The 16,056-nt window shown below is 43.6% G+C and carries 15 protein-coding genes and 1 pseudogene; 15 read left to right on the top strand and 1 reads right to left on the bottom strand.

The genetic code is table 11. The features are described from left to right. The first annotated feature begins 1 nt into the window (after position 1). From J2128_RS10750 to J2128_RS10695, 14 genes and pseudogenes are all read left to right on the top strand, one after another. Positions 2 to 1,261, top strand: coding sequence for a uroporphyrinogen decarboxylase family protein (locus J2128_RS10750; RefSeq protein ID WP_209691437.1), 1,260 nt, complete (start codon positions 2 to 4; stop codon positions 1,259 to 1,261). Between the two features lie 521 nt (positions 1,262 to 1,782). Next, positions 1,783 to 2,421 (top strand): B12-binding domain-containing protein, encoded by a 639-nt coding sequence (locus J2128_RS10745; RefSeq protein ID WP_209691436.1) that lies wholly within the window; start codon positions 1,783 to 1,785, stop codon positions 2,419 to 2,421. Position 2,422: 1 nt separating this feature from the next. Then, complete coding sequence (locus tag J2128_RS10740) at positions 2,423 to 3,679, top strand: uroporphyrinogen decarboxylase family protein (protein WP_209691435.1); 1,257 nt, start codon at positions 2,423 to 2,425, stop codon at positions 3,677 to 3,679. Positions 3,680 to 4,093: 414 nt separating this feature from the next. Beyond that, positions 4,094 to 4,732: a B12-binding domain-containing protein gene (locus tag J2128_RS10735; protein ID WP_209691434.1), complete on the top strand. Its 639-nt coding sequence runs from the start codon at positions 4,094 to 4,096 to the stop codon at positions 4,730 to 4,732. After that, complete coding sequence (locus tag J2128_RS10730; RefSeq protein ID WP_209691433.1) at positions 4,733 to 5,989, top strand: uroporphyrinogen decarboxylase family protein; 1,257 nt, start codon at positions 4,733 to 4,735, stop codon at positions 5,987 to 5,989. Positions 5,990 to 6,027: 38 nt separating this feature from the next. Continuing rightward, on the top strand, positions 6,028 to 7,242 hold the full coding sequence (locus tag J2128_RS10725; protein ID WP_209691432.1) for an MFS transporter: 1,215 nt from the start codon (positions 6,028 to 6,030) through the stop codon (positions 7,240 to 7,242). Between the two features lie 551 nt (positions 7,243 to 7,793). After that, on the top strand, positions 7,794 to 9,074 hold the full coding sequence (locus J2128_RS10720; protein ID WP_281069306.1) for a uroporphyrinogen decarboxylase family protein: 1,281 nt from the start codon (positions 7,794 to 7,796) through the stop codon (positions 9,072 to 9,074). Between the two features lie 13 nt (positions 9,075 to 9,087). Next, entirely contained in the window at positions 9,088 to 10,287 is a 1,200-nt protein-coding gene (locus J2128_RS10715; protein WP_209691431.1) for an MFS transporter, read from the top strand. 452 nt (positions 10,288 to 10,739) lie between these two features. Further along, a complete protein-coding gene (locus tag J2128_RS10710; protein ID WP_209691430.1) occupies positions 10,740 to 11,384 on the top strand; it encodes a B12-binding domain-containing protein in 645 nt (214 codons plus the stop codon). Between the two features lie 224 nt (positions 11,385 to 11,608). Continuing rightward, positions 11,609 to 11,839, top strand: coding sequence for a B12-binding domain-containing protein (locus J2128_RS12770; protein ID WP_245323674.1), 231 nt, complete (start codon positions 11,609 to 11,611; stop codon positions 11,837 to 11,839). A 12-nt stretch (positions 11,840 to 11,851) separates the two neighbouring features. Further along, positions 11,852 to 12,193, top strand: a pseudogene (locus J2128_RS12765) (B12-binding domain-containing protein); the annotation flags it as partial. 5 nt (positions 12,194 to 12,198) lie between these two features. Continuing rightward, a complete protein-coding gene (locus J2128_RS12760) occupies positions 12,199 to 12,825 on the top strand; it encodes a hypothetical protein (protein WP_245323637.1) in 627 nt (208 codons plus the stop codon). A gap of 185 nt (positions 12,826 to 13,010) precedes the next feature. Beyond that, positions 13,011 to 13,442 carry a uroporphyrinogen decarboxylase family protein gene (locus J2128_RS12755; protein WP_245323635.1) on the top strand — a complete coding sequence of 144 codons (432 nt, stop codon included), beginning with the start codon at positions 13,011 to 13,013 and terminating at the stop codon, positions 13,440 to 13,442. Between the two features lie 166 nt (positions 13,443 to 13,608). Next, the gene (locus J2128_RS10695) at positions 13,609 to 14,160 is read left to right on the top strand and encodes a class I SAM-dependent methyltransferase (protein ID WP_209691429.1); all 552 of its coding nucleotides are present in this window, start codon (positions 13,609 to 13,611) and stop codon (positions 14,158 to 14,160) included. A gap of 676 nt (positions 14,161 to 14,836) precedes the next feature. Here the strand turns inward: J2128_RS10695 and J2128_RS10690 are convergent. Further along, entirely contained in the window at positions 14,837 to 15,001 is a 165-nt protein-coding gene (locus J2128_RS10690) for a hypothetical protein (protein WP_209691428.1), read from the bottom strand. 478 nt (positions 15,002 to 15,479) lie between these two features. Here J2128_RS10690 and J2128_RS10685 point away from each other — a divergent pair, with 478 nt between their 5' ends. Next, positions 15,480 to 16,049 carry a nitroreductase family protein gene (locus tag J2128_RS10685; RefSeq protein ID WP_209691427.1) on the top strand — a complete coding sequence of 190 codons (570 nt, stop codon included), beginning with the start codon at positions 15,480 to 15,482 and terminating at the stop codon, positions 16,047 to 16,049. Positions 16,050 to 16,056: the final 7 nt, after the last annotated feature.

The following is a 16,056-nucleotide window of genomic DNA, read 5'->3' as shown; positions in this document are numbered from 1 at the left end:
AATGGACGCAAAAGAAGTATATAAAGAGAAGATTACAAGGCTTGACAACGTCATCAAAGGAAAAACTCCTGACCGGACACCTGTACTGGGCCTTATGACGCTGTTTCAGGCGCACTATTCCGGATATACTGCAAAGGAGATATTTTTTAATCCGGAAAAAAACAAAAAGGCCATTCTGAAAGTTGCAAAAGACTTTGACATGGACAGTATCTCTGCCATAGGTGGCCTTGATGCGACATTCATGGGTTTAAGCCTCCTTAAAAGTTCACCTGAACTTGTCCCGCCTGCGAAGTTCATGCTTGGAAATTACCACCAGATACTTGGTGATGTCTTTACCAAATGGCCGGGCATCGAACTTGAGGATGATGCACACCCGCAGTTCATCGGGTCAGAGATTATGAAGCTTGACGAGTATGACCAGTTCATAGCAGACCCTATTGGATTTCTGAACTCGGTTGCACTCCCCAGAATATGCAAAAATCTTGCAAATCCCGGTTCTCCAAAGGCAGATGCTGCTCTTTCCGGTTATAAGGCAGAACTTGCAAAATCAGGCGCTTTCCAGACGGACCTCGTTCAGTCTCTTGCAGGCCAGTACGGTGTTCCTACTCTTCCCATGGGCTGGAGCTACGCACCTCTTGATTTTGTCGGGGACTTTATGCGTGACATTAAGCATGTGGTTCTTGATTTCTACAGGCACGGGGACAAGGTAAAAGCTGCCGTTGACGCACTGACACCTTACTTTATAGAATGTGCAAAAGTTACCGGTGCAATTCCGCCTGAAGTGCAGAAAGCCGCCGGAACGGATATTGTGGAGTGCTTCTTCCCGCTGCACTTAAACGAGTACCTGAACCCAAGGCTTTACGACGAGTATTACTGGCCGTCTCTGAGGAAAGTGTTTGAAGAAGTGATAAAGATGGGGCAGACTCCTTATGTCCTCTTCGAGGGCAGGCATGATGCCCATCTCGAGACGCTTCTTGAGCTTCCGAAAGGAAAAGTCATCGGTGTATTCGACAAGACAGACCCGAGAAAAGTCCGTGAAGTCCTTGATGACCATGTAGTCCTTGCATACGGGCCTCCAAACTCGCTTCTTATAGGAGGAACTCCCCAGAAGGTCGACAGTTATATGAAGAGTATGCTTGACGACTGCAAAGACGGCGGAATGATAGTTTTCCCCGGTGTTGACGGTGGAATATCCGGAAATGCAAAGCCCGAAAACGTAAAAGCTCTTATTGAGGCAGTAAAGAAGTACGGTACATACTAAATAAACCAAAATAAAAAAACCATATGCCTGAAGGGAATAATTTCTCTTCAGATATAACTTTGTTCTGGTTTTTAGGCTGGCTTCGCCTGAAAACAGTGTTTTTGCCGGGATATTAGCAGTGGCTGTAATTTTTAAATTTATTTTTTTTGAATTACCTCTACTGTTTATTTAATATATTCTGCTCCTGCACGCTCAAAAATGTTATATCTGACTTTTACTACTGCTTTTAATATTACGTATCTGATCAGGTATTTTCAGGTTGAAATCCTGGTGAAAACGAAATCCCACCTGATTTACCAAAAAAGCGCACAGATGTATCCGTATATAGATATTTTGGTAGCGGCAAATGATCTCAATGATTCTGGCTTGGATGTGCTGTTTGTTATTAGATAATATTTACTTAAATCCATATCTTTTGTATTGTGTGGTTTATTCTGTCTGTTTTGTAGGAAAAGTATTAGTACGGCGGTTTATAGAGAGCAAATTACCTCACAGTTACTTGTGAGACCGGGGTTACACTAATGACAGACAAAAGAAAGGAATTCGTCGATGCACTCATCGACTTTGACGAGTCGAAGTGCATGGATATTTTAAACCAGAGAATTGCAGACAAAGAGGACCCTAAACTTATAATCGAAGACGTAAGAAAGGCTACAGACATTGTAGGCCAGAGATTTGAGGAAGGGAGGTTCTTTGTTTCGGACCTCATGATGACCGGAGAGATACTCTCGCAGATTATGGAGGTTTTAAAGCCAGTATTCGGCGACAGCCAGATGGAAAACATTGGGACAGTTGTCATCGGAACAGTCGAGGGAGATGTCCACGACATCGGAAAGAACATCATCATAGCCCTTCTAGAGGCTGAAGGCTTCAAAGTCATAGACCTTGGCGTAGACCAGCCCGCAGACGCGTTCATTAAGGCCATTAAGGAGAACAACCCCGATATAGTTGCTCTGAGCGGTCTTTTAACGGAAGCTACCGAGTCCATGAAGAACATTGTCGAAAAGATAACGGAAGCAGGTCTTCGCGACAAGGTAAAGATTGTCGTTGGCGGCGGAAGGACAGACGAAGAGACCATGAAATACACAGGTGCCGACGAGTGGTCGGACGACGCAACGTCAGGTGTAAAGAAATTCAGAAAACTCGTGGAGGCGAACTAAAATGGATGCAGACGAACTACGTCGCGAAAGGCTTGAAAGAATTGAAACGGTTATTAAGGGAAAAGAGCCTGACAGGGTTCCTGTACTTGTTTCAACGAGCGTGTTTCATGCTCATTATGCAGGCTACACCTCAAAAGACATCATCCACAATCCCGAACTGAACGTGAAAGCAGCAGTAAAAACAGCCAAAGACTTTGACTTTGATTCTTTCGCCCCTCTTGTGGGACTAGAAGGGTCATTTCTGAGTATACCTTTTACGTGCTCTTCGCCCTCTTTCGGGCCTTCCACCAGGTTTATGCAGGCCTCATTTCACAAGGTCTTAAAGGACGACTTCACCAAATGGCCCGGAATGGAGCTTTCTGACGACGCCTCGCCACAGTTTATCGGAAAAGAGGTAATGAAGCTTAACGAGTACGGCGACTACATTGAAGACCCGGTAGGCTTTCTGCACAGGACTGCACTTCCGAGAATGTGCCAGGCCTTAAAAAATCCGGGGTCCCCCGAGTACAACGGGGCCATGGCGGAATTCGGTGCTGAAGTGCAGAAAAACTCTGAAGCGTCGGCAAAGCTTTTCCAGGCGCTTGGAGAGTGCGGTTATCCCCTGATACCATCCGCAAACAGCTATGCACCGCTGGACTTTATAAGCGACTTTCTGCGTGATATCAAAAACATTGTTCTTGATTTCTACAGAAATGGCGATGTGGTGAAAAAAGCGGTTGATGTAACGACTCCTCTTATGATAGAGTCCGCAAAAGTTTCCGGGAACATTCCTCCCGAAGCCAAAAAAGCGTTCGGGACTGATATAGTCGAGTGCTTTTTCCCTCTTCACTTAAACGAATACTTAAACCCGAAGCTTTACAAGGAGTTCTACTGGCCTTCCCTTCTGAAGGTATTCAAGACAGTCATAGACATGGGCCAGACACCTTATGTAATCTTTGAGGGAAGGCACGATGCCCACCTCGAGACTTTGCTTGACATCCCGAAAAAGAAGCTTATCGGTTTCTTTGATAAAACTGACCCGAGAAAAGTCAGGGAAGCAGTCGGTGACCACGTGATACTGATGACCGGCCCGCCGAACTCACTTCTCATCGGAGGAACACCCCAGAAGGTGGACGATTATATCAAGAGCATGCTTGAAGACTGCAAGGAGGGCGGTATGATTATAACGCCCGGAGTAGACGGAGGAATCTCCGGAGATGCAAAACCTGAAAACGTAAAAGCTCTTGTAGAGGCTGTTCACAAATACGGGAAATACTGAACTGGATAGTCACTCCACATAAATACATTTTCTTCTCTAAAGGGGATTTTTTAAAATCCCCCCGACTCTCATGGCTTTATGCTCCTGAAATGTAGCTTACGGCATTTTTATTGTGGTATTTTAATCTGATTAAATTGTCATCGTTTTTTTTGTTCATAATATTTAGATAATCTGATTTGTCACGTCTTTTAGCCAAAAAAGCGCACAAATATACAGTATATAACTTTATAGATAGGGGCATACGATCTGCAAGAAATAAGCCCAAATTTTTTGAGATTTCAAGAAAACTTGATTTATAGAAAAATTTATTGTCAAATCTGCCTTTTTTTTCGTTTTTCATTTAATAAGTATTTTATACCACTCTCAAGAGAGACCAATTTAGCTCACCTTAGGGGTGAGTGCGGGGTTATACTAATGACAGACAAGAGAAAAGAATTCGTTGATGCGTTAATCGACTTTGATGAGTCGAAATGCATTGAGATTCTAAACCAGAGAATAGCAGACAAGGAAGACCCTAAACTGATAATCGAAGACGTAAGAAAGGCTACAGACATTGTAGGTCAGAGATTTGAGGAAGGAAGGTTCTTTGTTTCCGATCTCATGATGACCGGAGAGATACTCTCGCAGATTATGGGGGTTTTAAAGCCCGTATTCGGCGACAGCCAGATGGAGAGTATCGGAACTGTTGTCATAGGAACAGTCGAGGGAGATGTACACGACATCGGGAAGAACATCATAATAGCTCTTCTCGAGGCTGAAGGCTTTAAGGTTGTAGACCTTGGCGTAGACCAGCCGGCAGACGCCTTTATAAAGGCTATTCAGGAGAATAAACCTGATATCGTCGCATTAAGCGGACTTCTTACCGAAGCTACCGAGTCCATGAAAAACATTGTCGAAAAGATTACGGAAGCAGGTCTTCGCGACAAGGTAAAGATTGTAGTGGGCGGCGGAAGGACAGACGAAGAGACCATGAAGTACACCGGTGCCGACGAATGGTCGGACGATGCAACATCGGGTGTAAAAAAGTTCAGAAAGCTTGTGGAGGCGAACTAAATGGATACAGATGAACTGCGCCGTGAAAGGCTTGAAAGGCTTGAAGCTGTTATGAAAGGAAAGGAGCCTGACAGGGTGCCTATAATCGCTTCAACAAATGTGTTTCACGCCCATTATTGCGGGTATACATCAAAGGATGTTATCCTCAACCCTGAGCTTAATATAAAGGCTGCGGTTAAAACCGGTCAGGACTTCGATTTTGATTCCTTTGCACCGCTTATCGGACTTGACGGCTCTTTTATGACCATACCGTTCATAAACTCGGCTCCGTCAATAGGTCCTGCCACCAGGATGATGGAGGCGCCTTTCCACAGTGTTTTAAAGGACGTATTTACGAAATGGCCCGGAATCGAGCTTTCAGACGACGCTTCCCCCCAGTTTATCGGCCGGGAGATAATGAAGCCTGACGAGTACGACAGTTACATAGAAGACCCTCTCGGCTTCCTTCACGGGACTGCACTTCCGAGGATGTGCTCAGCCTTAAAGGACCCCGGCTCTCCGGAGTACAACGGAGCTATGGCCGAGTATGGTGCTGCAGTACAGAAAAAATCCGAAGACAACGCGAAGCTTTTTATGGCACTTGGCGAATGCGGCTATCCTTCTATACCACAGGCAAGCGGCTACGCTCCTCTTGACTTCATAAGCGACTTTCTGCGTGACATAAAGAACATGATTCTTGATTTCTACAGAAACGGCGACAAAGTCAAAGAGGCAATCGATGCGACAACGCCTCTTATCATCGAAGAGGCAAGGGTTTCAGGAAATATCCCGCCTGAAGTTCAGAAGGCCTGCGGAACTGACCTCATAAAGTGCTTCTTCCCGCTGCACTTAAACGAATATCTCAACCCGAAACTTTACAACGAATATTACTGGCCTTCCCTTCTGAAGGTATTCAAAACTGTTATCGATATGGGACAGACGCCTTATGTAATGTTTGAAGGCAGGCATGATGCACACCTTGAGACGCTTCTTGACATTCCGAAAAAGAAACTTGTAGGTTACTTCGACAAGACAGACCCGAGAAGAGTCAGGGAAGCTGTCGGTGATCATATCATTCTCATGAGCGGCCCGCCGAATTCGCTTTTGATTGGCGGAACACCCCAGAAAGTGGATGATTACATGAAGAGTATGCTTGACGACTGCAAGGAAGGCGGAATGATAATTACGCCTGGTGTTGAGGGAGGAATCTCCGGAGGCGCCAAGCCCGAGAACGTGAAGGCCCTTATCGAGGCTGTCCACAAGTATGGAAAGTACTGAATAAATAGTTTGCATAATTCAGATTGGAGGTTTTTACAATGGCTAATTCAAAATTACTCAGTCCTGATTCACCGCTTGTCATAATTACGATAATGTCAATCTTTTTCCTGCTGATGGGTTTTGGTACAATCACACCGGCTCTTGACGTTATAATGAAGGCGTTTCCGGACCTTTCTATAAGTACATTTTACCTGATATCAACGCTGCCGTCGCTGATACTTGTACCGGGGTCTATGATTGCCGGTGCTATCGCCGGAACCAAGGTAAAATACAAAGTGCTTGCACTTATCGGTATTGCACTGTTTACCCTCGGAGGTATCGCTCCTGTATTCCTTGACGACTTCTCGGTAATCCTTCTGAACAGGGCCATATTCGGGTTTGGTATCGGTATGCTGTACCCGCTTGGAAGTGCCCTTATACTTGGTCTGTATGAAGGTGAAATGCAGGCAAGGCTGCTTGGAATGGGAACAATCGTCATGAACATCGGTGGTATTGTTCTCCAGTTCTTCGGAGGATATTTCGCAAGTTTCGGATGGCACGCAAGTTTCTGGGCCCACGCTTTTGCAATAATATCGTTCATTTTAGTTCTGCTCTTTCTGCCTGAACCAAACAAATCAGTCCAGGAAGAGAATGGCGACAAGCCCAAGGAAAAAGTCAGAGTACCGTCTTCGGTATGGGCCCTGTCCCTTATATGGGGTTTCACTGTCCTTATGCTCTACCCTGTCCTTCTGAACATGTCCACGTTTATGGATATCAACTCTCTCGGAGGGTCGGCTGTTGCAGGTATCGTACTTTCATTCTTCACGGTAGGCGGAATGATTGCGGGAGTTATATTCAGCAAAATGACGAAGCTTAAGGCGACACGCAGGTATCTTCTTACAATCGCCATGTTTGCTGTTTCCTTAGGTCTGGGCCTCGTGCTCTACGGAGGAAACATTGTCCTCGTAACTATCGGTATATCGTTTGTTGGTATAGGCTTCTCGACGATGTATCCCGGAGTTCTGATGCTCATCGGCCTTATAGTAACACCTGATGCTCTTGCCAAATCAACAGCTATAATGACAATCTGCATGGGTATATTTGAGTTCATTTCCGGATACTGGATTGAGTTAATCGGTGACCTGACAGGGGACGCAATTGCAATGCCATTGTTCGTGGGCATGGTAATCGTTGCTGTCTGTGCTGTAATCTCGATATTCATCAACCCGTACCCGAAAAACGACGTTGCAAATAAGTCAGGAGAATCTTCCTGATTAATTTGCTCTTTTTATGACACTTTTTCTGTGAGTGCCGGCTGTGGCGCATATTTTTAAAAATTTCTTTGTAAACTGTCTGTGATATGATTCTATGTCATCTGGTGCGCCATATTGTTGAAATGAATCTTTTTATATATCAAACCTGATTTTTAGATGGTTGTGTATTAAAATTATTCTTAATATCATAGAAAAAGTCCTAAAAAATTTAATTATGCTTTTTATTCTATTATTTATCTAAAATAAAGCGCGTATGCCTGGACATATTTATTTTTATGTATATGGGCAAACGATATCTGCGGATCATGCTCCGTTAACATATATAAAATAAATTAATAATTATATACAACAACTATTGTTGCCTAAATAAATTCATTATATAAGTTTTGCTGATAAACTATTTGTAAAACTCATTATAGATACCCAATTATCTCACCTTAGGGGTGAGTACGGGGTTATACTAATGACAGACAAAAGAAAAAAGTTGCTAAATACTTTTTTGGACTTTTTTAAGTCACAGTGCACAGAATTACAGATACGAAAAACTGTTGATGACCCGGAAGTGGTCTGAAATGGAGCCCGGTGAACTTTACACGGAGAGGCTGGAGAGGCTTGAAGCCGTAATAAAAGGAAAAGAGCCCGACAGAGTTCCGGTTCATGCTGAAACAAGTCTTTTTCATGCACACTATGCGGGATATACTGCAAAGGACATCACCCTTGACTATCTGAAGAACAAGGATGCGGCCCTAAAGACCGCCCGTGACTTCAATTTTGATACTCTGGCCTGCATTACAGGAGTTGCGGGGTTTTACAGTTTTCTTGCCCTGATGAAGGATGCACCCCAGATAGCACCCTCGGCCGCTCTGATGCAGGCTCCCTTTCATAAAATCCTGAATGACGTCTATACAAGGTGGCCCGGCATCGAGATAGAAGATGATGCAGCTCCCCAGTTTATCGGCCGGGAGGTAATGTCCTCCGATGAATATGCAAAACTTGCAGAGGACCCTTACGATTTCATCAACAGGGTTCTTCTCCCGAGAATATGCAGGTCCTTAAATGACCCGGGCTCTTCCGAATACAACGCTGCTCTTACCAGTTTCGGTGCCGAGATTAATAAGTTCAACATGGTTATGGGAGAAATGTCAGCTGAACTTTCAGGCAAATATGAAGTGCCTTTGATTCCGACAGGATGGAGCAGTGCACCCCTTGATTTCCTCAGCGATTTTTTGAGGGACATGAAAAACCTCTCGCTTGACCTCTACAGGTGTCCTGAAAAGGTCAAAGTGGCAGTAGACGCTCTTACACCTGTTATGGTGGAGTCCGCGAAAGTCACCGGGACTTTTCCCGAGGAGGTAAGAAAACAGGCAGGAACGGATATCGTCCAGTGCATGTTTCCGCTTCACCTGAATGAGTATCTTAACCCTAAGCTTTACGATGAATATTTCTGGCCTTCGCTTCTCGAAGTTCTTGAAGAAGTAATAAAGATGGGCCAGACGCCTTTTGTTGTATTCGAAGGCAGGCAGGACGCTCACCTGGAGAGCCTTTTGGACCTTCCTAAAGGAAAGGTAATCGGTCTGTTTGACAAAACCGACCCGAGAAAGGTAAGAGATGTCCTGGGAGATCATCTCGTCCTTGTGAGCGGCCCGCCCAACTCCCTTTTAATTGCCGGAACACCGCAGAAAGTGGAAACTTACGTAAAAAGCCTTCTGGACGACTGCAAAGAGGGTGGAATGATAGTAACGCCCGGTGTAGACGGAGGAATTTCCGGCAGTGCGAAGCCTGAAAACGTAAAAGCCCTTGTTGATGCAGTAATAAAATACGGCGGGTACTAAGGAGGCGTTTGAAATGGATAAATCTCAGGCATTTAATCCTGATTCACCCGTCGTAGTGATAACGATAATGTCAATCTTTTTTTTGATGATGGGACTTGGAGTTATCACACCTGCGCTTAACGTAATTATGGATGCATTCCCCGACCTTTCCATCAGTACGTTTCTCCTGATATCAAATCTCCCATCGCTTCTGATGATCCCAGGATCTGTTATCGCGGGTGTAATAGCCGGGTCAAAGATGAAGTACAGGACTCTTGCAGCTCTTGGAATTCTGTTGTTTATTATAGGAGGAATAGCTCCGGTATTTCTCGATAATTTTTATGTAATTCTTATTAACCGTGCAGTCTTCGGTTTTGGTCTCGGGCTGATTTCTCCTCTGGGAAGTGCCCTGATACTGAATTTTTACGAAGGTGATATGCAGGCGAAACTGCTTGGCGTAGGAACCATAGTAATGAATGTCGGCGGAATCATCCTCCAGTTCTTTGGGGGTTTTTTCGCAAGTTTCGGGTGGCATGCCAGTTTCTGGGCTCATGCCTTTGCAATAGCATCGTTCGTTTTGGTCCTGCTTTTTCTGCCGGAACCGCAGAAAAAGTCTGTAAGTGAAACGGGGTCATCTGAATCGCAGGATAAGGTCAAGGTCCCTGCCGGAGTGTGGATGATATCAATAGCCTTCGGAATCGCACTGCTCCTTTTGTATCCTGTGCTCCTTAATATGTCAAGCTTTATGACCGAAAATTCGCTTGGAGATTCAACGGTTGCAGGAATTGTACTTTCGTTTTACACCATAGGAGGGATGATTGCAGGCGCTCTTTTCGGTAGTCTTTCGACAAGAAGCATTACCAGGAGGTATATAATTTCAATTGCACTCTTCTGCATGGCGGCAGGCCTTGGCCTTGTGTTTTACGGAGGAAATGTCGTTATTGTGGCACTTGGTATTGCCGTGACCGGGGCAGGATTTTCCATAATGTACCCGGGAGTTCTTATGATAATAGGAGTTATGGCAAACCCGGAGGTCGTTGCAAAGTCGACGTCTATAATGACTGTTTGCATGGGAGTTTTTGCCTTCCTTTCAGGCTACTGGATTGATTTTATCGGTAACATCACCGGCGACGCCATTGCAATGCCTCTGTTTGCCGGAATGGTACTTCTGGGAGTCGGAGCTTTTGCTTCGGTTTTTGTCAACCCTTTTCCAAAGGAAAAAAGTAAATCCTGAATGTTGCGGGGGCAGTTCCCTCCATTAATTTTTTGCATAAAATCAGGTTGAATAGTTAAAATGGTATTAGAGATTTGCAGTGATTTCGATCCCGTTTTTGAAAAAGGTCTTTTTTGGATAATTCTGTTTTTAACAAGCTTCTCTTTTTTGGCGATGTAGTGATTTATCTAAGTTTTCAGGCTTTATTCCGGTTAAATCTGTTTGCTTAATCTCATTTTCAGAGGTGAGGCGCATAAGGTTTTTATATATATATTTTTGGATAGCAACATATACTGCACAGAACAGAAGCTTAAAAAGCATCAATATCCATGAAAATAATCTTATTCTAATACAACATTTCTTGTGTAACTTATTTATTCCGGTTTTATTATGGAAAAAGTATTAGTATAACCCTTTATAGATACCCAATTGGTACACATTGGTGTGTCTGAGAGCGGGTTAATGGTTATAAAATGACAGACAGAAGAGATGAATTCATAAATGCAATTGTTGATTTTGATGAGCTGAAGTGCATTAATATTCTGAAGAAAAGAATTGCTGACGATGAGGATCTGGAGAATATAATTGAGGACATAAGGAAAGCTACGGGAATTGTCGGAAAGAGGTTTGAGGACGGTGACTACCTTGTGTCAGACCTTATGATGGCTGGTGAAGTGCTTTCACAGATAATGGAGGTTTTAAACCCTGTTTTAAGTGTAAGGCGTGAAAAAATCATAGGGACTGTAGTTATAGGTACTGTAGAAGGTGATGTCCATGATATCGGAAAGAGTATAGTTATAGCTCTTCTTGAGACGGAAGGTTTCAGGGTCATCGATTTAGGTGTTAACCAGCCCCCCGAGTCATATATAAATGCCATCAGGGAGTACCATCCCGATATCGTTGCACTGAGCGGACTTTTAACCGAGGCCTCCGAGTCCATGAAAAATATAATAAACGAAATAAAAAAAGCCGGTCTTCGCGACAAGGTAAAGATTGTCGTAGGTGGCGGAAGGACGGACGAAGAGACCATGAAGTACACAGGCGCCGACGAATGGTCATATGATGCAACTTCAGGCGTTGGAAAATTTAAAAGGCTCCTGGATAAAAAGCAGGTCTGAAAAAAGTATATTCTATCTGGAAATCATTCCAGATTGTTTTCGTATTTAATGATTTAAAAAAGGAATTCTGAATATCTTATTATATTAAACCTTTTTAATCAGAACTTTTCTGGTTTGCTCTTTCATTCGTCACATAAGAATTAATGTACTTTCAGTACGTCTGCCAAAAGATCTCCTTTAAACTTTTTTGTTGCAAAAATTTTGTGGATTTTTTCGTTTTTTTGTTGCAGAAGGCATATATTTTAAACCAGAGAATTGCAGCCAAGGAAGACCCAAAACTCATAATTGAGGATGTAAGGAAAGCCACGGATATCGTATGTAAAAGATTTGAGGAAGGAAGGTTCTTTGTTTCAGACCTTATGATGACAGGTGAAATCCTTTCGCAGATTATGGATGTTTTAAAGCCTGTATTCGGCGACAGCCAGATGGAGAACATCGGAACAGTTGTTATCTGAACTGTCGAGGGAGATGTTCACGACATCGGAAAGAACATCATCATAGCTCTTCTTGAAGCTGAGGGCTTTAAGGTCATAGACCTTGGAGTGGACCAGCCTGCTGATTCATATATCAACGCAATCAGGGAGAACAACCCTGACATCGTTGCATTAAGCGGACTTCTGACCGAAGCCACCGAGTCAATGAAGAATATTGTCGAGAAGATAAAGGAAGCCGGTCTTCGCGACAAGGTAAAGATTGTCGTAGGCGGCGGAAGGACAGACAAAGAGACCATGAAGTACACCGGTGCCGACGAATGGTCGGATGATGCAACATCGGGTGTAAAGAAGTTCAGAAAGCTTGTGGGGGCGTGATAATTATGGAACACAGTGAACTGTTCCGTGAGAGGCTTGCAAGGATAGAGGATAAAATAAACTGCAAAACTCCTGACAGAGTCCCGGTGACATCCCTTGTTATCCTTTTCCATGCGCACTATTCCGGCTATACTGCAAAAGATATCTTCTTTGACTATGAAAAGAACCGCCAGGCGGCTGTTAAGGTCGGCAAAGATTTCGATTTTGATTCCCTTGGTGTCGTGACCGGACTTGAAGCCTCGTTCATGAGTTTTTACCTGATGAAGAACGCACCTGAACTTGTTCCTTCGGCAAGGTTCCACAAGCTTCTCGGTGACGTTTTCACGAAATGGCCTGGTATTGAGCTTGAAGATGACCTGCACCCGCAGTTTATCGGCAGTGAAATCATGAAGGTGGACGAGTATGATAAATTCATAGCTGACCCGCTTGGTTTCGTGTGCAACGAGGCTGTTCCCAGAATCTGCAAAGGCCTTGCAAACCCCGGTTCTGTCGAGGCAGGTGCGACCCTGACAAAATACGGTGCAGAGCTTGAAAAATACGGCAATGCAGTGACCGACCTTATCATGTCGCTTGCGCAGGAGTGCAGCCTCCCGTCCATTCCAATGATAGCTATGCACCGCTTGATTTCATAAGCGACGACCTGAGAAATATACAGAATATTGTTCTTGATATCTACAGGAGGAAGGACAAGGTTAAAGCGGCAACCGATGCAGTAACACCGTAATTCATAGATTCGGCAAGAATTACCGGGACACTTCCTCCTGAACTGAAAGAAGCTCTCGGAACGAACATTGTCGAGTGCTTCTTCCCGCTTCACTTGAACGAATACTTAAATCCGAAACAGTATGACGAGTTCTACTGGCCTTCACTTAAAAAAGTCCTTGAGGAGGTAATTAAGATGGGACAGACACCGTATGTTTTCTTTGAGGGCAGGCACGATGCACATCTTGAAAAACTTCTCGAGCTCCCGAAGGGCAAGGTCATTGGTATTTTTGACAAGACCGACCCGAGGAAGGTAAGGGAAGTCCTTGACGACCACATTATTCTCTTTAGAGGGCCTTCAAGCTCTCTTCTGATAGGAGGGACGCCGCAGAAGATGGATGATTACATGAAGAGTCTTCTTACCGACTGTAAAGACGGCGGCTTCATTGTCTTCCCGGGTGTCGACGGAGGTGGAATATCCGGAGCTTCAAAACCTGAAAATGTCAGGGCTTTAACAGACGCCGTAAAGAAGTACGGTACGTATTAACCGGGGGAAGAAATTTTTTTTGTCTCCTGCTGAAACAATCTGTAAAAAACCAAAAAATACAACAATTTTTAGAGTAATGTCAAATTAAACGCTCATTTTTAAAGTATTCTTTTGTTCCCGGCGCCTGCAAAATTTCATCTGCAATAAAGACAAAAAGAAAGTGAGAATGGAACACTCAGAAGATACAAAAAAACCGCATGACAAAAGTAGTTTTCTTGATGAACGGAAAAAAGTTCTTGAGATTGCGGGTGTAAACGATCTTGAAGTGCTTGACGTCGGGGCCGGGCCTCTTTGCATCATGGCTGCGAAAGGGTACGACTGTTTTGTAACGTCAATCGATATTGATACTGAAAAAATTGCAGTCTGGGAGGAAAAAGCGGAAAACGAGGGAGTTTCCGAAAAGATAAGTTTTGAAAAAGAGGATGTAACAAACCTCTCCTACTGCAATGATGCCTTTGATGTGGGAATATGCTTTGGTGCACTGCACCATATTCCTGAGGACAAAAGAGAAAAAGCTCTGGCTGAAATCTCCCGTGTTTCTTATCTTCGTTTCATAATAGCGGAGTTTACACCTGAAGGATTTGAAATTCTTCACGGAAAAGACGGATTTACCGGAGTAGACCTTCATTCACTTGAATCTTATCTTAACAAATCAGGTAGCTTAAGGGTTGTTCCGCTGGAAAACCTGAACGTTTATATCATTGAAAAAAAGGTCTGAATAAAACCTTCCTGTTTTTTTCTGAAGTGAAAGGATTCTGTTGGACTTGTCCTGTGTAAAGGCCGGTTGCCTTCTACAAGCTTTTTAACCTGCCTTAAGGTCTGAATTATGAGTTTTATTATCAGAGAATTTATTCATGGTTTATTAGGAAAATGTGAGTTTATTCAAAATTTTTGGAACATTGAGGCCTTTTTAGAAAAATCCCGGAGATAATACGTAATTCTTAAAATCTTCTGCGGACTTAACATCTTCAGACGTATTCATTACGGCGATGTAGTTGTCCATGTTGTACTGCGAAAGTTCCGTTTCCTTAAGGTTTCTGCCGTACTAATTTTCAAAAGCTTTGAATTCACTGTCCAACATGCAGGTCGCAATCAGCAAGTGCCGTTCTTTACGGTCAGATAGAGAGTCCCCGTATCAATACACAGGACGGGATTAACCGTTATGTTTTCAGACGAAATTATGTAGTTTGCAAGGCACCCCGGGGCACATGATAGTTGTCAAGGTCGATGATTGCGAAATTCGTGTTTTTATTAAGGTCAGAAAAACCGTTTATCCTGCTGTATTCTCCTGAAATAAGCTCTGATTTTCCCGTGCACAGGTAGTCTTAGGAACTTATGATCCCTTTCTGGCTGAAAATATAAAGGCCGCTGAGACTGAATAAGGGATAGCTCTTTTAAAGTATTACGATGTCAGGCGAAATATCGCCGTTCAGGATTTCCGAGACTATTTTCTTTCTTCCCTGAACTATTGTTATTTCAATTCCTGCGTTGTGGTCACTGCTGTAATTTTCAGCTGTCTGTGTCAGGGCAGAAGTTAAGAAGTTATACAGATTCATCATATGGCATAACAACCTTTAAAATTTCGGTCTGGTCTCCCCGGGACTGGCCTAGGCCTGAAACGAATATATAACCCGCAGAAATGCAAATTATCAGCAGAACTGCAAAAATGAGTGAAATTAAATAGTTGTTTCGTGGCAAAACAGCCTTCCTCCGAATTCAGGACAGAAACGCCCTGAGATAACAGCCATGCCGAATATGCATAAGGCCACTATTCCGAGCATCAGTGCGGATATAAACGGATCAACGGAGGATGCCGGATGAATCGTTGTGACAATCTCTCACCCCGCAGAAATTTGCTGAACACATAATAATTGTTATGAGAGCTTCATTGTTAGTATTATCATAAAATAATATTAATTGCATTAATTAACCCACTTAACCTAAAATTCTGAATGTTAATTTGTCACCCCCTGTGGGAGGGGATAGTTTTTTATTCCAAAATTTTCAAGAGACTTATCATAACGGGGAGGACTAAAAATGGATACGATGGATGCCATAATGACACGCAGAAGCATCAGAAAATTTGAGGAAAGGCAGATTCCTGATGAGATTCTAAACAGGATAATTCTTGCTGGTACATATGCACCTTCCGCTCTTGCACTCCAGCCGTGGGCTTTTGTCGTGATACAGGACAAAGAGTTTCTTAAGGAAATCTCTGATTACTGTGCACCTGTTCTTTTGTCGAATATGAGAAAATCTGTTTCCCATGAGGGCATGTCCGATAAGTTCAGAAAGCTTCTTGAAGGAGAGAACTATTCCATTTATTACAACGCACCGACCGTTATCCTTATCGCGGGAAAGAATACCTGCCGTTTTAAGGATATAGACTGTTCGCTGTGTGCCGAAAACATGATGCTTGCAGCTCACGCCCTTGGAGTCGGGAGCTGTTTTGTCGGGTCATCCGAGATTGCATACGAAAACAAAGAACTCCTGGAAAAGTTCAGGATTCCTGAAGGCTCCAGTCCCGTAGGGACTATCGCTTTTGGTTATCCTCTGGAAAAGCCAAAGGCCGGGGAAAAGCTGACGCCTAAAGTCGTCAGAATATAAGAGAGAT

The sequence above is a fragment of the Methanomicrobium sp. W14 genome (assembly GCF_017875315.1).
Classification (GTDB): domain Archaea; phylum Halobacteriota; class Methanomicrobia; order Methanomicrobiales; family Methanomicrobiaceae; genus Methanomicrobium.
The sequence above is the reverse complement of the archived record's forward strand: the minus strand, read 5'-3'. Positions and strand labels throughout refer to the sequence as shown.

Coding starts and splice junctions, on each gene's coding strand:
- J2128_RS10750 (WP_209691437.1), top strand. CDS start 2: ATGGACGCAAAAGAAGTATATAAAGAGAAGATTACAAGGCTTGACAAC.
- J2128_RS10745 (WP_209691436.1), top strand. CDS start 1,783: ATGACAGACAAAAGAAAGGAATTCGTCGATGCACTCATCGACTTTGAC.
- J2128_RS10740 (WP_209691435.1), top strand. CDS start 2,423: ATGGATGCAGACGAACTACGTCGCGAAAGGCTTGAAAGAATTGAAACG.
- J2128_RS10735 (WP_209691434.1), top strand. CDS start 4,094: ATGACAGACAAGAGAAAAGAATTCGTTGATGCGTTAATCGACTTTGAT.
- J2128_RS10730 (WP_209691433.1), top strand. CDS start 4,733: ATGGATACAGATGAACTGCGCCGTGAAAGGCTTGAAAGGCTTGAAGCT.
- J2128_RS10725 (WP_209691432.1), top strand. CDS start 6,028: ATGGCTAATTCAAAATTACTCAGTCCTGATTCACCGCTTGTCATAATT.
- J2128_RS10720 (WP_281069306.1), top strand. CDS start 7,794: ATGACCCGGAAGTGGTCTGAAATGGAGCCCGGTGAACTTTACACGGAG.
- J2128_RS10715 (WP_209691431.1), top strand. CDS start 9,088: ATGGATAAATCTCAGGCATTTAATCCTGATTCACCCGTCGTAGTGATA.
- J2128_RS10710 (WP_209691430.1), top strand. CDS start 10,740: ATGACAGACAGAAGAGATGAATTCATAAATGCAATTGTTGATTTTGAT.
- J2128_RS12760 (WP_245323637.1), top strand. CDS start 12,199: ATGGAACACAGTGAACTGTTCCGTGAGAGGCTTGCAAGGATAGAGGAT.
- J2128_RS10695 (WP_209691429.1), top strand. CDS start 13,609: ATGGAACACTCAGAAGATACAAAAAAACCGCATGACAAAAGTAGTTTT.
- J2128_RS10690 (WP_209691428.1), bottom strand. CDS start 15,001: ATGATGAATCTGTATAACTTCTTAACTTCTGCCCTGACACAGACAGCT.
- J2128_RS10685 (WP_209691427.1), top strand. CDS start 15,480: ATGGATACGATGGATGCCATAATGACACGCAGAAGCATCAGAAAATTT.